The sequence below is a fragment of the Achromobacter sp. 2789STDY5608615 genome, assembly GCF_001298995.1.
Taxonomy (GTDB): Bacteria; Pseudomonadota; Gammaproteobacteria; order Burkholderiales; family Burkholderiaceae_B; genus Achromobacter; species Achromobacter insuavis.
Map to the genome: position 1 here is coordinate 107471 of NZ_CYTY01000009.1, position 13679 is coordinate 121149.

General features: G+C 68.7%; 11 protein-coding genes. 3 read left to right on the forward strand and 8 right to left on the reverse strand.

The window, feature by feature from the left end:
* Positions 1-3 precede the first annotated feature (3 nt).
* The 6 genes from AOZ49_RS10190 to AOZ49_RS10215 all read right to left on the reverse strand — a co-directional run bounded on the left by AOZ49_RS10190 (position 4) and on the right by AOZ49_RS10215 (position 9953).
* A complete protein-coding gene (locus AOZ49_RS10190; protein WP_054475072.1) occupies positions 4-3141 on the reverse strand; it encodes a CheR family methyltransferase in 3138 nt (1045 codons plus the stop codon).
* Between the two features lie 148 nt (positions 3142-3289).
* A complete protein-coding gene (locus tag AOZ49_RS10195; RefSeq protein WP_054475074.1) occupies positions 3290-3958 on the reverse strand; it encodes a class I SAM-dependent methyltransferase in 669 nt (222 codons plus the stop codon).
* Between the two features lie 179 nt (positions 3959-4137).
* Positions 4138-5319: a hypothetical protein gene (locus AOZ49_RS10200; RefSeq protein WP_054475076.1), complete on the reverse strand. Its 1182-nt coding sequence runs from the start codon at positions 5317-5319 to the stop codon at positions 4138-4140.
* A gap of 235 nt (positions 5320-5554) precedes the next feature.
* Complete coding sequence (locus AOZ49_RS10205) at positions 5555-6673, reverse strand: siderophore-interacting protein (RefSeq protein WP_054475077.1); 1119 nt, start codon at positions 6671-6673, stop codon at positions 5555-5557.
* 3 nt (positions 6674-6676) lie between these two features.
* Entirely contained in the window at positions 6677-7792 is a 1116-nt protein-coding gene (locus tag AOZ49_RS10210; RefSeq protein WP_054475080.1) for an ABC transporter substrate-binding protein, read from the reverse strand.
* Positions 7793-7802: 10 nt separating this feature from the next.
* Positions 7803-9953, reverse strand: a complete 2151-nt coding sequence (locus AOZ49_RS10215) for a TonB-dependent siderophore receptor (protein WP_054430563.1) — start codon at positions 9951-9953, stop codon at positions 7803-7805.
* Between the two features lie 210 nt (positions 9954-10163).
* Here AOZ49_RS10215 and AOZ49_RS10220 point away from each other — a divergent pair, with 210 nt between their 5' ends.
* Both AOZ49_RS10220 and AOZ49_RS10225 read left to right on the forward strand, forming a co-directional pair.
* Entirely contained in the window at positions 10164-10865 is a 702-nt protein-coding gene (locus AOZ49_RS10220; protein WP_231690295.1) for a TetR/AcrR family transcriptional regulator, read from the forward strand.
* Positions 10866-10869: 4 nt separating this feature from the next.
* Positions 10870-11478 carry a class I SAM-dependent DNA methyltransferase gene (locus AOZ49_RS10225; RefSeq protein ID WP_231690296.1) on the forward strand — a complete coding sequence of 203 codons (609 nt, stop codon included), beginning with the start codon at positions 10870-10872 and terminating at the stop codon, positions 11476-11478.
* A 26-nt stretch (positions 11479-11504) separates the two neighbouring features.
* Here AOZ49_RS10225 and AOZ49_RS33430 read toward each other — a convergent pair whose 3' ends face one another.
* Together AOZ49_RS33430 and AOZ49_RS10235 are read right to left on the reverse strand one after the other, a co-directional pair.
* Positions 11505-11798, reverse strand: a complete 294-nt coding sequence (locus AOZ49_RS33430) for a hypothetical protein (protein WP_231690297.1) — start codon at positions 11796-11798, stop codon at positions 11505-11507.
* A gap of 338 nt (positions 11799-12136) precedes the next feature.
* The gene (locus AOZ49_RS10235) at positions 12137-13096 is read right to left on the reverse strand and encodes a LysR family transcriptional regulator (protein ID WP_054475085.1); all 960 of its coding nucleotides are present in this window, start codon (positions 13094-13096) and stop codon (positions 12137-12139) included.
* Positions 13097-13232: 136 nt separating this feature from the next.
* Here AOZ49_RS10235 and AOZ49_RS10240 point away from each other — a divergent pair, with 136 nt between their 5' ends.
* On the forward strand, positions 13233-13631 hold the full coding sequence (locus AOZ49_RS10240) for a RidA family protein (protein WP_054430560.1): 399 nt from the start codon (positions 13233-13235) through the stop codon (positions 13629-13631).
* Positions 13632-13679: the final 48 nt, after the last annotated feature.

The following is a 13679-nucleotide window of genomic DNA, read 5'->3' on the forward strand; positions in this document are numbered from 1 at the left end:
GCTTCAGGCCGGACCTGGCGGCTCGGCCGCGCCAGTGTCGTTTTCCAGGGGCACTTCGATGTGGCAGGCAATGCCGTCCTGCCGGAATGCCAGCGTGGTCTTGGCGGCCAGGGTGAACCCCAGCGCGTGCTCGATCAACTCGCGGCCATAACCGCGGCGGCTGGCGTCGGGCGCCACCGGCAGGCCGGTTTCGACCCAGTCGAGCACCAGCACTTCCCGGTTGTCCTGGCGGGCCAGGCGCCATTGGATGTCCAGGCGCCCGGTGTCGTAGTTCAGGGCGCCATACTTGACCGCGTTGGTGGCCAGTTCATGGATGGCCAGCGCCAGCGTCTGGATCCGGTCCGCGCGTAGCGGCACGGGCGGACCGGCAAGCGAAATCTGGTGGCCGTTGCCGACGGCCTCCAGTTCGCGGCGCATCATGTCGTGGAATTCGATGCGCTCGCCGCCGGTTTCTCCCAGCAGGCCCTGAACGCGATCCAGGGCGGCGAGCCGGGTGTCGAAGCGCTTGAAGGGTTCACCTTCGCCCAGCGTGCGCCGGGCCACGTTCTTGACCAGCGCCAGCAGGTTGCGGGTGCGGTGCTGCAATTCGGAGATCAGGATGCGATGGCGCCGTTCGACGCGGGTGATCTGGGTGATGTCGATGAAGGTCACGACCACGCCGTCCACCCGGCTGTCGCTGCCGCGGTAGGGCACCAGCCGCAACAGATAGTGCTTGCCGTCCAGCGTTCCGGCGATGCGCCGTTCGATCGGCTGATAGCGGTCGTAGACGTGCTGGATGTCACTGGCGAACGAGGGCAGGTCGAAACGGCTGGCCAGATCGGTGATCGGCCGGCCGCAGTCGCTGGGCAGGATGTTGAACACGTCGCCGACCGCGGGGGTGAAGCTGCGGATGATCAGATCGTGGTCCAGGAACAGCGTGGCGATGGCGGTGCTTTCGAACAGGTTGTGCAGGTCGCTGTTGCTGCGGTCCAGCTCGTCGACCTTGCCATGCAATTCGCCATTGACCGTATGCAGCTCTTCATTGAGCGATACCAGTTCTTCCTTGGAGGCTTCCAGTTCCTCGTTGGTCGATTGCAGTTCCTCGTTGACGGACAGCAGTTCCTCGTTCGAGGATTTCAGCTCTTCCAGGGCGGTTTCATATTCCTCGATCATCGATTGCAGGCGCTCGCGCGTGTCGCGCAGCTCGGTTTCCATGTGCTGGGCGGCGCCTTGCCGCAACGCATGCGCATGGACCTGGGCTTCTTCGCGCGTCAGGACCGGCCCCTGGTCGGTGAACAGCACCAGGTACAGCGGTTCCGTGTCGTGGCGGGCGGCCAGCGGCTCGACGGTCAGCGACACGCGCTGCACGCGGCCCTCGTCGTCCTCCACCGCGACGTCGCGGCGCACCGCCGGCATGCCGTTCTCGACCGCGGCGTGCAGCAGGGTGCGCAGATCCAGCCGCAGGCCCTTGCGCGCCAGCGTCAGGATCTGGCGTGTGGGCGCGCCGGCGGCCGCCTCCAGGTATTTGCCGGTGCGGCCCGAGTAATAGACGATGTCGCCGTCCCGATTGACCAGCACGTGGGCGGGCGCATGCTGCGCCAGCACCTGGGCATCGACCGCCTGGCGCAGCGCGGCGGCGCCCGGTTGCGGGCGCGGAGGGCCCGCGCTGGGCTGGCCGCGGGACTGCAGGGATGCCAGCGGCAGCGCGGGCCGGGGCGGCGGGGCGATGTCGGCGCGGCGCTGGAAGATGCGGTGCCGTTTCTCGACCGGACTGAACAGTTCGCTGAACTGGCTGACGTTCTCGGACATGCCCAGGAACAGGTAGCCGCCGGGCCGCAGCGAATAATGGAAGGTGGGAATGACCTGCTTCTGGATCTCGCCGCCGAAGTAGATCAGCAGGTTGCGGCAGGAAATCAGGTCGATGCGCGAGAACGGCGGGTCGCGCAGCACGTTGTGCGGCGAGAAGATACACAGTTCGCGCACCTGTTTGTTGACCACGTAGCCGTCGCCGTCGGCGACGAAATGGCGGTCGCGCCGCTCCTGCGGCATGCTGTCGAGCAACTGGCCGGGATAGCGCGCGGCCCGGGCCACGGCCAGCGCGCGGTCGTCGATGTTGGTGGCGAACAGCTGGATCTGCGGCGTGGCCGCCATGCTGTCCATGTGTTCACGCAGCAGGATGGCCAGGGAATAGACTTCTTCGCCGGTGGCGCAGCCCGGCACCCAGATGCGCACCGATTCGGACGTGCCACGGTTTTCCAGCAGCTTCGGGATGATCAGGCGCTGCAGCGACTCGAACGCCTGGGCATCGCGAAAGAAATTGGTCACGCTGATCAGCAGGTCCCGGAACAGCGCGCTGGCCTCCTGCGGGGAGGCTTTCAGGAACTCGACATAGGCCTCGAGGCTGCCGATCTGGTTCACGTGCATGCGCCGCTGCACGCGGCGCATGAAGGTCCTGTTCTTGTAGCCGCTGAAGTCATGGCCGACCCGCGCGCGCAGCAGATTGCTTATTTCGAGTCCGGCCGCATCCAGCCGCACCGCGCCGCTGGCCTGCGTCTCGGTCGTCGCGTCCGGCAGCGTGGGCAGGCCCTGGGCGAACTCCACCAGGCGTTTTCCCATCTCTTCGGCCGGCAAGGCGAAGTCGACCAGGCCGCTGGCGATGGCGCTGTCCGGCATTTCCGGATTGCGCGGTCCATAGCCGTCGGCGGCCTGCGCCAACGTCAGGCCGCCGTGTTCCTTGATGGCCTTGATGCCCAGCGTGCCGTCGGAATTGCCGCCGGACAGGATCACGCCGGCGGCAAAATCGCCGCAATCACGCGCCAGCGCGGAAAAGAACAGGTCGATGGGCCTGCGTCCGGGCAGATCCGCGGGACGCTTGAGCACCCGCAGGCGGCGATGGCTCACGGACATGAGCGCATCGCGCGGCAGCACGTAGACGCTGTTGATCTCGATCTGCTGGTTGTCGACGGCGGTCAGCACCGGCAGCGAGGTGTAGCGCGAGACCACCTCGGACAGATGGCTTTCGCGCGAGGGGCTCAGATGCGTGACCACCACGAACGCCACGCCTGGCGCGGGCGGGATACCGCGGAAAAAGCCTTCCAGCGCCTCGACGCCGCCCGCGGACGCGCCTACCCCGACGATGGGGAATTCCGGTGTGAGGGTCATGGTTGTGCGCGCCGGCCGTACCGGGCGGATGAGAGAGGTGGCAGCATCATGCCGACAGTAACACGGGCGTGCGCCTTTTGTGCTTCCCCCAATCCGCGCCGTTGTGTTCCCGGTTTCCTGTCCATGGCCCTGGACCCAAGGGGGCGGCTCACGTTTTGCGGCAGAGCCAGCCCTGGAATGTCAGCGCGGCGTAGAACCGCTCGATATCGGTGAAGCCGGCCTCGCGCAGGATGGCTTCGTCTGCCTGCGGCGCCAGCACCGGCAACTTGTCGCGCATTGCCCGCATGCCGTTTTGGGCCTGTTCGGCGGGCACGCCCGCGGCGGTCACGAAGGCGGCATTGCGGGCCAGCCAGGCATCGCGCCGTTCGGGTGGAAAACTGTGGTGCACCGCGATGAAGGGCGCGCCGGGCTTGAGCCGGCGGCTGATTTCGCGAACGGTCCGAAGGCGTTCGGGCGCTGCCAGGAAATGCAGCGTCAGCAGGCAGGTGGCGCCGTCGAAGGGGCCTTCGGGCGCGTCGTCGATATAGCCCTGGTGCAGCGCCGCGCGCGGGGCCAGGTCGCCCAATGTGGCGATGGCCTGGCGCAGCATGTCAGCCGACGGATCGACGCCGTCCAGGCGCCAGCCTGGCCGCGTCTCGGCCAGGGCCTTCAACTCCAGTCCGCCGCCGGCGCCGAGCACCAGGAGGCGGCCGTCGTCCGGCGTCAGCTCGGCCATCAGCAGGCCGATCATGCGGTGCAGGTCGCGCAGGCCGGGGACGTGGCGCGCGACCCGTTCGGCGTAGTCGTCCGAGGCGCCGGGCGTATTGGTGAAGGACATCGATGACTCCGGGCGGGACGGCGGCCAGGGCGGCGCGCCGTCATCATGAAACATATGATGTTGCATGATAGCGTCGGCGTCAAGCGGCGACGACCGCGATTGGCCTGGTGGCGGCCGGCCAGGGGGTGGCTCAGGGGCTGCCGCCCGCAGAGGAATTCAAACCGAGCGGCTTGGGGGATTCAGGCCGCGATGGAGAGCGCCCGCGCCGCGCCGGGAAAGTCCGGCAGCACGATGTCGCAATGGCCGGGGCGCACCCAGCGCACCCGCTCGCGGGTGGCGTCGATGCAGCCGCCTTCGGCGTACACGCCCTGGGGGTCGCGGATCCGCATCATGCGTTCAAGGATGACGGCGGTGGCCTCGGGGTCGGCCAGGGTGGCGTGCACGTGTTCCTTGACGATCTGTTCGTCGATGTAGCGCTTGCCGGCGGCGTCGGTGCGCAGGCCGTGGCGCCAATGGTAGATCTCGACGCACTTGGACGTCAGCGTGTACGGCACGCCGCGTTCCCAGAAATTGTTGAACAGGCCGCCGCCCAGGTAGAACACCCAGGACCCTTCGTAGCCTTCGACGTCCGACGATTCGGCGTCGGGGTTGCGGAACCAGAGCCGGTCGCCCGGCACGTAGAAGCGCTGCGGCAAGGGCGCGTCGAGCGCGCCGTATTCGTGCAGGAAGGTGTCGTGGAAGCTGCCGGACATGACCGCGCGCGTTTCCCATTGGCGCTGCAGCCGGCGGCCGAGGTCGGGGTTGGCCGTCTGCAGTTCCTGCGCGATGCCGAGCACGGTGACGTATTCGGTGGCGCGGTAGCACGAGAACGAATACAGCTGGCCCGAGGCCTCGGGCTGGGTGGCCTTGCGCAGCCCATCGATCAGCGAGCGGCCCGGCAGCACCGTGAAGCCGCGCGCCTCGTCGTAGGTCCAGTAGTCCTCGGGCCGCTCGGCGTGTTCGGTGTCGAAGGCCAGCGCGGTCTTGCCGGCGGCCTGCACGATGTAGCGGCGGATGCGCACGGCCGAGGCCAGTTCCGCCACGCTGGGGAAGTCGAAGGCGACCGAGCTGGCCAGCATCGCCAGCACGATCTCGCGGTCCAGGTCGGCTTCGTTGGCGTCGGTGCGCAGGCTCAGCGCCCGCGCCACGCGGGTGGTGTCGTGATCGGGCAGGTAGCTGGCGGCGAAACCGCGATTGAGCGCGGCATGCACGCCGGGCGTGGCGGCCTTGCGCAGGTCGCAGCGGGCGGCGGCGCGCAGGCCGAGGTCGGACAGGTATTGCTGCGTGGCCTCGAGCGCGGCGGCGGCCTGGCCGGCGTCGGCGGCGAGGATGCGGATCCCGCCCTGATCGGGATGATTCGGTGACTGCTGGGAAGACGGCATGGGAAGCGAATCGGTAGCGGCGGACAGGGTATGGATAGGCGCGAGGCGGGGTGAGTTCCCGTCAAGCTGCAAGAGGGGGTGAAGAACTATTTCAGCCCCTTTGACGCCTTGCGGCCGACCCCTGGCGAGCCCTTGTGGGGCCCGCCGGATTGTAGGGGCGCTTCCTTAATAATAGCTGTACAAAACGGGCCGCAATGGTCACCGTTCTGTCACCCTGCTGTCATGCCGGCCGGGCCTATTCGGCCAGATAGGCCGGCGCGCCGATCTCGATGATCTGCTCTTCGCTCAGGGTGCGGTGCCAGTACGAATACAGCACCTGCCGGTCGGCCGGCAAGCCGAGGTCGTGGCGCAGGTAGCGGTGGATGGCGCGGAACGCCTTGTGCTCGCACCCGCCCCAGAAGAACGCGTCGTCGAGCGCCGGCGGCCACGACACGGCGCGGACCGCATCGGGCAGCAGCGTGGTGGCGCCGGCTGGCGCGCCATCGCGGTGCAACCACTTCAAGGTGATGCCGGCGGGCCTGGCCAGCGGCAGTTCCTCGCTGGCGTCGTGCACCTCGATAAAGGCGTGGCCCCGCGCATCGGCGGGCAGCGATTCGAGGATGCGGGCGATGCCGGGCAGGCCGGTTTCGTCGCCCGCCAGCACATGGAAGGCCGCGGGCTTGGGACCGCCGGCCGCGGGGCCGACGACGCCGACGCGGTCGCCCGGCGCGGCCGCCTGCGCCCAGCGCGTGGCGGGCCCGGCATCGGCATGCAGCGCGAAGTCGATCGTCAGCGCGCCGGCGGCCGGGTCGATGGCGCGGATGGTGTAGACGCGGGTCGGCATCTTGCCGCCGGGCCAGGTGACGCGCCCGTTGCCGTCCAGCATCGGCCAGGCCACGTCGGCCTCGCCCTTGGGCGCGAAGATCAGGCGGCAATGCAGCTGGTCGGCGCGGTCCAGGTGGGCCAGATTGACGCCCTGCAGCACGATGCGGCGCAAGTGCGGGGTCAGGTCGCGCACCGTGACCACGCGCAGGATGCGCAGGTCGTCCAGCGGCGTCAGGCCGCCGGCGTCGCCGCGCCACTGGATGTCGAGCCGCTCCTGCGCGGCGATGAAGCCGATCGGGCCGGCCAATGCGTGCTTCATGCGATTCAGGGCGGCGGGGTCGGCGGCTTCGATCTCGATATGCAGCGCGCCCGGGCGGACCCGCAGCGTGGCGCTGCCGAAGGCGGCGGTGACGGCGTGGTGGTCGGATTCGGCGCGCACGGTCATGTCGTGCGTGGCGATGGCGGCCAGGATCGGTTCGAGATAGTCGGCCAGCCTGGGAAAGGCGATGACGGCCGACGCCGTACAGGACGGCGCGGAGGGGTTGGACAAGGTTTACTCCTGGAGGGAGACCCACAGCGGGCCGTCGATCGGCTCCTGCAAAAAGCGGCGGTTGATCGTCGCCAGGGTCTCGGCGGGGTCGAAATCGGCAAAGCGGTCGGGGTGCAGCCACTTGGCGGCGGCCTCGACGAAAAGCGGGTTGAACGGCGCGACCGTGATGAGGCCGGTCCAGATGCCATGCACGCGCCCCTGGCGTACGCTGGGCAGCGCGGCAAAGCCGGTGCGGGCCACCAGCCGCCGCAGGCCGGCGCGGCCCTGGGCCGGGTCGATGCCGGGGCCGATGGCCGGCCGCCCGCCCGAGACCCAGCCGCCGCCCGAGGCGATGTAGACGTCATGCGGCGTGGCCAGCAGGTATTCGAGCTGCAGCTTCTGGTACCAGGGCGCGGTCACGCCGGGCAGGCTCTGGCCGCCGGCCAGCGCCAGCAGCTCGCCCCAGACCTGTTTGCCGGCGGCCCAGCAGCAGTCGTCGGGCGTGGATTGCACTTCCAGATAGGTAGTTACCGGCTTGGCGCCCGCCAGCCGCCGCGCGACCTCGGCCAGGCGCTCGTCGGCGAACGCAGAATAGGCCGCGGCCCGGTCGCCGGCATCGAGGATGTCGCCCCACATGCGCAGGTTGCGGTGCAACGTGTCGATCGGGCCGGCCGTGGCGGACGCCGCGGCGTTGCTGGCGACATCGCTGTAGGCCACCGGGATGCCCAGGGCCGTCAGGCGCTGCAACAGGCCGCCGGCGCCATCCTCGGGCGTCATGAACGAGCTGGTCACCACCAGATCGGGCGCCAGGTTGACGATGCCTTCCAGCGAGATCGTGGTGGGCGCCTGCTTGCCGATGACCGCGATCGGCCGCTTGCGCTCGAAGCGCGCCTGCAGCGCCTCGCTGTCGATGCGGTCGGCGGCGGCCCAGCCCACCACTAGTGACGCCGGATCGGGATGCAGCAGCGCCATGGTGAGGATGTCGCGCGCCTCCAGCAGCACAATGCGGCGCGGCGCGGCGGGCAGCCGCAAGGCGCGGCCCGCCATGTCGGTCAGCGTGCGCGGCGGGCTGGCGAGGGCGGGCAGGGCGCCGCCCAGTCCGGCCAGCGCGAGTCCCGCGCAGAAGCGGCGTCGATGCATCGTCGGCTCCTTACCAGCGGTAGCTCAGGCCGGCGATGATCTGGCGGCCATTGCCGTATTGGCAGAAATAGTCGGAGCTGCAGCTGGAGTAGTAGGTCTTGTCGAACAGGTTGTTGATGTTCAGGCGGCCTTCCAGGCCCTTCAGGCTGGGGCTGGCGGCGCCGAAATCGTAGCGCAGCGCGGCGTCGATCAGGGTGTAGCCGTCGGCCTTCACCTTGTTGGCGTTGTCGGCGTAGCTCGAACCCACCGTGCGCACGCCGGCGCCGACCTTGAAGCCTTCCAGCGCGCCGGCGCCGAAGCGGTAGTTGGCCCACACCGAACCGTAGTACGTGGGCACCGCCTGCGGCCGCTTGTCCTTGTTGGCCTCGACCGCGGCCTGCGTCACCTTGGTGTCCAGCAGCGTCAGCGCGGCGATCAGCTCCAGGTTGTTCGTGACCTGTCCGCGCGCCTCGAACTCCAGGCCGCGCGAGCGGATACGGCCTTCCTGCGTGTTGAAGCCGAAGGTGTCAGGCACCAGCGCGTCGCGCTGGCGGATGTCGAACGCCGACACCGTGAACAGCGCGTCCACGCCGGTCGGCTGGTACTTCAACCCGACTTCATACTGGCTGGCCTTGCTCGGCACGAACGGCGCGCCGCTGGCGTTGACGCCGACGTTGGGCTCGAACGAGGTGGCGTAGCTGACGTAGGGCGCGAGGCCGTTGTCGAACAGGTACAGCAGGCCGGCGCGGTAGCTGGTGGCTTCGCTGGACTGGTTGGTGGCGCTCTTGGCCAGGCGGTTGTCGGAATCCTGCTCGGTCCAGTCGTGGCGCACGCCCAGCAGCGCGCGGAAGCCGCCGAAGCGGAACTGATCCTGCACGTAGGCGCCGGTCTGGCGCAGCGTCTGGCCGCTGTCGATGATGGTCGTCAGCGGGCCGATCGGCTGGCCGTACTGCGGATTGGCGACGTTGATGGACGGCGCGGGGCCCCAGTTGTACTGCCAGTTGCTGCGGGTGTGCTGGTAGTCGATGCCGGTCAGCACGGTGTGCTGCACCGTGCCGGTGGCGAAGTCGATCTGCGCCTGGTTGTCGAGCGCGACGCCCTTGACGTCCTCGATCGAGCGCAGCGCCTGGCGCGCGATGGTGCCGTCGGCGGCCAGCGGCGCGGCCATCTGCAGCGAGCGGAAGTCGACGTCGACGTCCGAATAGCGCAGGCGCGAGCGCAGCGTCAGCGCCGGGCTGACGCGGTGTTCCAGCTGGTAGCCGATGCCGTGCTGTTCGCGCTCGAACGAATCGAACTTGGGGTCGCCGACGTTGAAGCGGCGGCCGAGGTCGTCCTTGTACCGGGACGGCGCCAGGAACTTGGGATAGACCGAGTTGAAGTAGCCGCCGTCCGGGTCCTTCTGATAGTACGCGGACAGCGTGAAGGTGGTGTCGGCGTTGGGCCGCCAGGTCAGCGACGGGGCCACCGCGTAGCGGCTTTCGTGCACGCCGTCGTAGCGGCTGTCGGCGTAGCGGCCAACCGCGCTCAGGCTGTATTGCAGCGTGCCGGCCTCATTCACGGCGCCCTGGCTGCTGAAGCCGGCGCGGGCGCGGCCCTCGTTGCCGCCTTCGAGCAGGATCTCGTGCGTGGCCTGGTCGGACGGCCGGCGACTCACCTGGTTCACCAGGCCGCCCGGGCTGACCTGCCCGTACAGCAGCGCCGACGGTCCCTTGAGCACGTCGATGCGGTCCAGCAGGTACGGGTCGATGGCCGCCTGCGCGAAGGCCTGGCCGCGCGGCAGCTTGAGGCCGTCGAGGAAATTGACGTAGCTGGTGGCGGTGCCGAAGGCGCCGAAGCCGCGCAGGAAGACCGAGTCGTAGCGCGAGTTGGTGTCGCGGTCGGACAGCACGCCGGCGGTGTAGCGCAGGGCTTCGCTGACGGTCTGCGGCGCCTGGTCGTCCAGCTGCTTGCGGGTGATGGTGGAGATCGACTGGGCCGTTTCGAGCACCGGGGTGCCGGTCTTGGTGGCCGAGGTGGTGGTCGGGAGCAGGATGCGGTCGCTGCTGTCGGCCGGGTCGGCGGATTCGCCCTTGACCACCACCGGACTGAGTTGCACCGCTTCCTGCTGCGCCTGGGCCGCGCCGGCCGCCAGCAAACCAGAAACCGCCCCGAGGATCACGGCTTCCCGGACATCAATCGCCATTTCAACACCTGTTGCAAATGAAAAGAAATCTCAATTGCAATCATCATCACATAAACGGGACGGTAACGTCCAGTTAATTTGGAAAAAATAAAACCCTTGACGTGCTTTCTGCCTAGGTGATAACGGGACTTTTGCGTTTGGTTATTTGCCGTGCGGCGCGCGCTGCGGGACAATAGGGGCCTTCAAGACTGCCAGCCACGGACCGATTGGATGCCCGCGACCCCGCCCAGCAAGACCGCCACCCCCGCCCGCCGCGTCGCCGCGACGTCGCCCGCCGGCGAGACGGCGCGCAAGGCGCCGGGCGGGCGGCCGACCCGGGAAGCGGCGGCGCAGCTGGAGCGCCGCATCCTCGCGGTCGCGGCCGAGTTGTTCGCCGCACAGGGCTATGCCGCGACGTCGATGGAGCAGGTGGCCGAGATCTGCAAGGCGGGCAAGGACACGCTGTATCGCCGCTACGCCTCCAAGGCCGCGCTGTTCGGCGCGTTGATGGACACGTTCCGCGGCGCGATCGTCGAGGAACTGAACGCCTGTATGGCCGAAGCGGGCGCGCCCGAGCAGCGCCTGCGCCGCTACGCGCGCGCCTTGCTGGACATCAACCTGCGTCCGCAACTGGTGGCGCTGAACCGCGTGGCGCTGGGCGAGGCCTTGCCGGCCAAGGGCGTGCAGCCCACCCCCGGCGCCGACGATCCCTTCCTGCGGCGCCTGGCCGATATGGTGACCGAGGCGCAGGCGGCCGGGACGCTGGGCGGCGGCGACGCCGCGTTCATCGCCGAGCAACTGCTGTACGCCACCTCGATCAAGCCGCTGGTCGCCACCATGCTGGGCGAGACGCGCTTTGCCGATCCGGCGGCGCAGCAGGATTACTTCGACCGCGCATGGGACCTGTTCATGCGCGGCGCCGCGCTGGGTTGAGGCCGTGTCCAATCCCTTGTCCCGCAACGTGATGGCGCTGTACCAGGCGCATGCGGCAGCGTTCGAGCGCGACCGCGGCGCCGCGTTGATCGAGCGCGCCTGGCTGGCCGACTTCCTGGCGGCGTTGCCGGCGGCCGCGCCGCGGGTGCTGGACATCGGCTGCGGCACCGGCGTGCCGATCGCCGGCCACCTGATCGAACACGGCTGCCGGATTACCGGCGTCGATAGTTCGACCGCATTGCTGGCGCGCGCCGCGGCGCGCTTTCCCGAGCAGGCGTGGATCGCCGCCGACATGCGCCAGCTGCCTTGCGCCGGGCCGTTCGACGGCCTGATCGCGTGGCACAGCTTCTTCCATCTGTCGCCCGAGGACCAGCGGCCCATGTTCGCGCAGTTCCGGCGCCTGGCCGCGCCGGGCGCGGCGCTGATGTTCACCAGCGGCACGACGCTGGGCGAGGCCATCGGCCAGCTCGACGGCCAGCCGCTTTATCACGGCAGCCTGGAGAGCGCCGAATACCGCGAGCTGCTCGCCGCCAACGGCTTCGAGGTATTGCGCCACGTCGAATGGGACGCCGCTTGCGGCAACGCGACGGTGTGGCTGGCCAGGCGGACCTGAGCCAGGCGGGGCGACGGGCCGTCAGGTCATAGATGCGGATCGCGCAGGATCGCCCGGATCCTGAGGAAGGCGTAGGCGGCGCAGCCCAGTGCGATCAGCACCACGAGCCAGGCATACGCCTTCTTGCGCTGCTTGGTGGACCAGGCTCTATCGTAGGTGGCCACCGGATCCCACAACACCTTGCCGTCCATCTGGCGCAGCCCATAAACCCTGATGGGCACGTGCACGCTGAACATCTGGCCCTCGTAGACGTTCTTCAGGTCGTCCGGCTCGCGGTCGGTCAGCAGTTCCAGGGTCCGTGGCAGGACGAGGCCGGTCACAACGGCGCTCGCCTCGAACGCCACGTCGGGATAGTCGTTCGAGAAATAGCAAAGAGGCCTGTAGCCGCTGTTCTGCCGGGAGCCGGCGGTCCGCGAGTAGGGGCATACGGCCAACTTGTCCACGCGCACGGCGATGGCGTGCAGCGTGGCGGGATCGGGGGCAGGTACGCCTTGTTCGCGGCGTCGAAGAGATCGCGGGACAAAATCAGTAGCATCAGGCAGAGGAACAGCGCACTTAGCGGGCGCTTGAAGCGCGCCTTGATCTCGCTCCATTCGCTCATCGGTGTGGCCTCGTAGCGCGGGGGGTTGCGGTAGTCATGCACATCCTTGGTTCAGGCTCAAGGCCTCTTCGATTGCCGTATTGTAGGTGGCGGGTGTATGCGAGTGAATTCGGGCGGTGCATGCAGCGCCATCAGTTCCGCCACCCAGTCGATGAACACCCGCAGCTTGGCGCTGACGTGGCGGTTGGGCGGGAAGGCGATGTAGAGCGGCATCGGGTCCAGTTGCCAGTCCTCGAACAGCGGCGTGAGTTCGCCGCGCGCCGCATGCTCGCGCGCCATGTAGTCGGGCAGCCACAGCACGCCCATGCCCGCCAGGCCCGCCGCCAGATAGGCGTTGCCGTCATCCACCGCGACCACGTAACGGCCGTGCGCGTGGACGCGCTCGTCGCCGCGCCGCATGGCGTAGGGCAGGGGCTTGCCGCTGCGCGACCAGAGGAAGCCGACGATGCGGTGATGGCTGTCCTCGAGGTCGCGCGGATGATCGGGCGCGCCGGCCCGCTGCAGGTAGGCGGGCGCGGCATAGACGCGCAATTGCAGGTCGCCGACGCGTCGCGCCATCAGTGATTGGTCGGTCAGCTCGCCGCCGCGCACCACGCAGTCGACGTTCTCGCCGATCACGTCGACGATGCGGTCGCTCACGCCCATATCCAGCTGGATATCCGGGTAGCGCGCGTGGAAGGCGGGCAGGGCGGGCACCAGGATCATGCGCGCCAGCGGGCTGGGCACGTCGACCCGCAGGCGGCCGCGCGGCACGGCCGCGGCGACGGACAGGCTGGTTTCGGCGTCGTCCATGTCGGCCAGCAGCCGCAGCACGCGCTCGTAGTAGACCGCGCCGTCGGCGGTGACGTTGACCTTGCGGGTGGTGCGGTTGAGCAGCCGCACGCGCAACCGCGCCTCGAGCTGCTGCACCAGCTGGGTGACGCTGGTCTTGCTCATGTGCAGCGTGTCGGCCGCTTTGGTGAAGCTGCCGGTTTCCACCACGCGGGCGAAGGCCTGCATTGCGTCGAAACGGTCCATCGCCACTCCAGGATCAGGGGATTGTTTGCATTTTACAAACAGTGATGGACAAGCTTGCCCATTTATCGGCGGCGGCGCCGTCCGTACAGTGCCTGCATCATCAATACGGGCCGAGGCCCGAGACAGGAGAATGAGTATGGCAACGCGTGATGTGGTTTTTCCGGCCGGGCGCCAGGCGCTGTATGAACGCAACCGCTATTCGCCCGCGGTGCGGTCCAATGGCTTTCTGTTCGTGTCGGGCCAGGTGGGCAGCCGCGAGGACGGCTCGCCCGAACCCGACCTGCAGGCGCAGGTGCGGCAGGCGTTCGACAATCTGAACGCGATCCTGAAGGCGGCCGGCGCCAGCTTCGAGGATGTGATCGACGTGACGGTGTTCATGGTGGATCCGGCGTCCCGCTTCGAGACCATCTGGCAGGTGGTGCCGGAATACTGGGGCCAGGCGCCGCATCCGACGCTGACGGCGGTGGGCGTGACCTGGCTGTACGGCTTCGATTTCGAGATCAAGGTGATCGCGAAACTGCCGCAGGACGCCTAGCCGCCCCTGGCGGCGGGGCAAGAAAAGCGACGGGGCAGGCCGGCGGGA